Origin of the sequence: Ancylomarina sp., from assembly GCF_041555295.1 — a bacterium.
GTDB lineage: Bacteria > Bacteroidota > Bacteroidia > Bacteroidales > Marinifilaceae > Ancylomarina.
In genome coordinates this window covers 1-4,384 of record NZ_JBFFKR010000276.1, presented here as the reverse complement: position 1 = coordinate 4,384, position 4,384 = coordinate 1, and the positions used below count along the sequence as shown (strand labels likewise).

Annotated in this window: 4 protein-coding genes and 1 pseudogene; 3 read left to right on the top strand and 2 right to left on the bottom strand. The window is 37.1% G+C overall.

The annotated features are described in order from the left end of the window. The 3 genes from ABY905_RS14490 to ABY905_RS14480 form a co-directional block, all read left to right on the top strand. Window positions 1-712: hypothetical protein (locus ABY905_RS14490; protein ID WP_372645124.1), on the top strand; the 712-nt coding region annotated here is incomplete at its 5' end. A gap of 170 nt (window positions 713-882) precedes the next feature. Continuing rightward, window positions 883-1,263 (top strand): hypothetical protein, encoded by a 381-nt coding sequence (locus ABY905_RS14485; protein ID WP_372645122.1) that lies wholly within the window; start codon window positions 883-885, stop codon window positions 1,261-1,263. A 261-nt stretch (window positions 1,264-1,524) separates the two neighbouring features. Further along, window positions 1,525-2,271 carry a hypothetical protein gene (locus ABY905_RS14480; RefSeq protein WP_372645120.1) on the top strand — a complete coding sequence of 249 codons (747 nt, stop codon included), beginning with the start codon at window positions 1,525-1,527 and terminating at the stop codon, window positions 2,269-2,271. 483 nt (window positions 2,272-2,754) lie between these two features. Here the strand turns inward: ABY905_RS14480 and ABY905_RS14475 are convergent, their stop codons facing one another. Both ABY905_RS14475 and ABY905_RS14470 read right to left on the bottom strand, forming a co-directional pair. Continuing rightward, window positions 2,755-3,708, bottom strand: coding sequence for a mevalonate kinase (locus tag ABY905_RS14475; RefSeq protein ID WP_372645118.1), 954 nt, complete (start codon window positions 3,706-3,708; stop codon window positions 2,755-2,757). A gap of 9 nt (window positions 3,709-3,717) precedes the next feature. After that, a pseudogene (locus tag ABY905_RS14470) lies at window positions 3,718-4,384 on the bottom strand (diphosphomevalonate/mevalonate 3,5-bisphosphate decarboxylase family protein); the annotation flags it as partial.

The following is a 4,384-nucleotide window of genomic DNA, read 5'->3' as shown; positions in this document are numbered from 1 at the left end:
TACTTTAAACTCTATCGAAGAGAATCTTGAGATCATCAAAGAAAAAGAGAATATTGTAGCTGTTGCTTCTGAGACTCCTACAAAATCTCAAAAACAAAAAATTTCACAAAACATCGCTGCTATCAACAACTTACTTGAGCAGAACAAAGCTAAGATTGCTGATTTAGACAAGAAACTTAAAGGTAGCTGGTACCAAAACTCTAAGTTGAGAAAATTAACTGATCGTTTGAAAGCTGATAATGCTCAGAAAGAAGCTGATATTGCTGCTTTAACAGAGCAAGTTGCTAACCTTAACATTAAAGTTGAAGGATTAAACGAAAACGTTACTAAATTAAATACTGTAGTTACCGAGTTAACTACTGTAAATGCTGATCAAGCTCAAACTATTAGCGAAAGAACAACTTCAATGAACACTGCTTACTATGTAGTAGGTTCTAACTCTGAGCTAAAAGATAAAAATTTAATCTCTAAAAAAGGTGGTATCATCGGAATCGCCGCTGCTACAGTTTTAAACGAGAATGCAGATACAAAAGAATTTGAAAAAATTGATATCACTGAGACTACTTTGATTCCTGTTGAAGGAAAGAAGATTACTTTGGTAACTACTCACTCTGAAAGCTCTTATAAGTTTGAAGAAGGTAAAGGTATTACCATTACTAATGTTGACGAATTTTGGAAGTCTTCAAAATTCCTAGTAGTTAAGGCTCGATAATCAATTCATGGTTGAGTTTTAAGGTTGTCCAAGAAAGGCTGTTCATTACGAACAGCCTTTCTTATTTTTAAGCGTTTGGTACTCCTTATTCACAAATACGAGATCCTTTGTTGTATGAATTGAATTATTTTGTATTTTTATTCATTCTAAATAAATAAAAACATTCAATCATGGACAAAGCACATAACATCAATAAATTTTACGCCTTCCTTTTAATCCTATTAGGTTCTTTCGGTTTTATTATGAGATATCTAGAGCTTGGTGACTTGCAATACACAGCTCTAATTCCAGCTGTATTTGGACTAATTCTGTTCTCTTTCACCAATGGTATTAAAAATGAGAATTCCGTAATCGGTCACCTGGCAGGTGTTCTGACTCTTCTTTTAGTCGTGATGTCAGCTGTGATGCTAACAAAGGGCTTAGTAGCCGAATTTAGCCTGGGACGCAAACAAATCATATTCCTTTTTGTAATTGTTGGTGGGGTATACAGCCTGCGCTCACAGTTCCTCTATTTTAGAGCGCAACGCAGAAGAAAAGCGAAATTGAAATAAATCATTAGACACATAAAAACAACAATCCCGATTTGCATCAGCAGATCGGGATTTATTTTGAATCGAAATCCTACAATTCATAAAAAAACTATTAATTATTTCAGCATTAGTATAATTAGTTTCAAGATCATCATTTTACCTTTCCACAATAAATTTATAAATTAGATCCTGATTTTGATAAGCAAAATCATAATAAAGCGCTGGAGTTGTGATCAGGAATAAGAGAGAAGGCTTTTTACATCAGTTTTAAATTATACCCCAATGTCAAACCAAGATGATCTATCAGTTATCACGAATGAAATACAGGAACTGCCTCCCGATAGAATTAAACCTATAGAAACACCCGTAGCCATTTTTCTGCACGAAGCCGATAGTTTGCACACCAGAGGAAGCATCGATTTACAGGATCTTGTTGCGGTTGGCATGCCTCCAAATATATTGGATAGAATAAAAATAATCACCTCAAAGCTTCGCACTGCGCAAGTAAATTGGGAAGAACAAAAAACAGAGAAACAAAAAGCGAAGGAAATCTGGAAAATAGAATCCGTAAATTTATATGCGCTTCGTAGCGAGTTGATAGAGGCCATGAACTTTGCATACCGAGATGATGAACGGCTTATGAAAAAAGTTCGTGCGATAAAGAAAGGTCGCAGTCATGCCAAGGCTATTCAAGATCTGGCAGGCTTAGCGGTACTTGGTAGAGCCAATAAAGAGCCATTAGAGGCTATTCATTTCGACACCAGCAAGTGCGAAAAAGCTGCAGACGAAGCCAGTAGAATAGCTCATATTCTTGGTGGGTATAATGGCCGAATGTATGTGAAAGATGAACTATTGACCTTACGTGATAAGTGCTATAGCATGCTTAAAGAAGAGATTGATGAATTAATCGCCTATGGTCGTTTTGCCTATAGAAAACAGCCCGACAAACGAACTGCCTATGCTCATAAATACAAACGCGAGCGTAATAGCAAATTCTATAAAAATAAAATATCCAAACAGGCTGAATAAGTCTCTACGTAAAACAGAAAAGGAAGCCAGTTGCTTCCTTTTTCTATATCTGATAAGTTATAAGGGCAAAAGGAACTCACTGCTAGTAAGAAGGAGTTCCTTTTCCTTCTTCCGATAGCTGGTGGATTAAGAAAACTGATTAAACGAGATTAATTGCTAATTAAACCAGTAGTCAATCTTATAAGCCTAACTATATAACTTACTATTCGAATAGCCTGTCTTAAAGTTTTAGTAGTATGACTGACATAACGGATTAATAATCTTATCAGTATTAGGTGCGGAAATGTAAGAATACAAGCAGGATAAGTAAGCATCTTCACAAGACAAGCACAATATTGTATTCGAATCTTAAGAAAAGATACTCAGTAAGTCGGCAAACTAATAGAGAAGATCAGTATATACAACGAGTGATCGTCGGATGAAACCATAGGCTCGCACGGAAAGCATCATTCGATACGATTTTAGCTTTACGACATAAAAGGCTTAATTGTTCTGGTACACGGTAACGATTTTGTGGCCTTTACTCATAAGAAGTTCTTGTGTTTGGCTGTAGTTCTGAGTGAATCCCAAAAGAAAACCACCCCCTCCCGAGCCACAAAGTTTAAGTGAGAACATTTTATTATCGAGCCCCAACTCCCAAATAGACAGGAATTCATCAGGAATCATCGATTTAAAGTGCTGTAACTGAAAGCTTGAAAGCTTAGCTACATTATTAAAGAAAGGAGTCGATTCACCCTTTATAAGCTCTTGAATACAGCTGTTGTTGAGCGGAATAAACTCCTGCTTAATTTGTTCTGAGTATTCTTCCTGCTCGCATGATTTAAGAAAAGCCTTAACCAAAGGCGCTGTATTGCCTTGCTTATCGGTGTCAACTAAAAAAATGGCACTATCCTGTCCAAATTTACGACCCGGTAAAGTCACCAATTCTATTTTGTTAGAATTGTGAATCAACAGAGGTAATTTCAGGTAGGAATTTAAGGGATCCAAGCCTGAACTCTGTCCGTGGAAACCTGATTCTAACTGAGAGAATAAAGTTTTCAATTCGGTAATCTGTTCGGCACGGATGATGCGGTTATTGGGAATGGCCTTATGTGCGTATTTTTTATAAACAGCTGCACATAAAGCCCCCGAGCTTCCTAAGCCATAACTCTCGGGAATACTCGACTCGAAATATAAACCTTTGGCAACATCTTTCTTAAGAGCTTTAATGTGGATAAAAGTATCAAGCTGATTTTCTTGAATATACTCACAGAATTTTCGAAGCTCCTCATTCGATCGGCGAGCAAAAAGCCTATCGGTATATTTATTTTCATCGATAAAACTCAACTCTCCTTTAAAATGGGTGTACGGAATACTCAATCCCATTGAATTAAATAGAACAGCGTACTCCCCAAAGAGTAATATTTTAGCGTAATATTGTTCAGGTCTATGATTCATTTCAAAGTCTTATTTAATTCTCTTAGGTCCGTTTCCCATGCCATCCTGAATATATTTACCCTCTTCCAAAAGTTCAATTAATTCTTGCTTAATAAAACTCTGAACAACATTTTCCTCAGCCTTTGGGTACAAAAGATGAATATTAGGCCCAGCATCCAAAGTAAAGCAAATGGGTGTTTGAGTTTTTTCCCTAAAGTTCTTAATTCGCTCAATGGCGATAAGTGTATTCGGTTTTAACAAAGTGTACGATGGATTTGAACTCATCATCAGCCCGTGCAAACTAAGAGCCTCATTCTCGACAATACGAGTGAACTTATCAAAATCACCATCCTCTAAAACGTCCATTAAATCGGCCATATTAAGACGTGCTTGCTGAAAACGAGCATCAGCATATGGGTGATCAATCATCAACCCATGGCCTGCTGTACTCGAAACCTTCTTGGGCGATGAATCTATCATCAGAATCGTATCCTGTAAATCCCTAAAAATAGGATGAACATTCCCCTTAAAAGGGATGGCAAAATAATTAGAGCTCTCGGTATAACCTTCCATATCGCCCCAAATAGCATACTGCCCAAACACAGAACGCGACGCACTACCCGAACCTAAACGAGCAATCCGACTGGCTTTTTGAAGGAAAAAATCACGTGGCATCTCCATTTCATCAATAGCCTCT

Coding starts and splice junctions, on each gene's coding strand:
- ABY905_RS14485 (WP_372645122.1), top strand. CDS start 883: ATGGACAAAGCACATAACATCAATAAATTTTACGCCTTCCTTTTAATC.
- ABY905_RS14480 (WP_372645120.1), top strand. CDS start 1,525: ATGTCAAACCAAGATGATCTATCAGTTATCACGAATGAAATACAGGAA.
- ABY905_RS14475 (WP_372645118.1), bottom strand. CDS start 3,708: ATGAATCATAGACCTGAACAATATTACGCTAAAATATTACTCTTTGGG.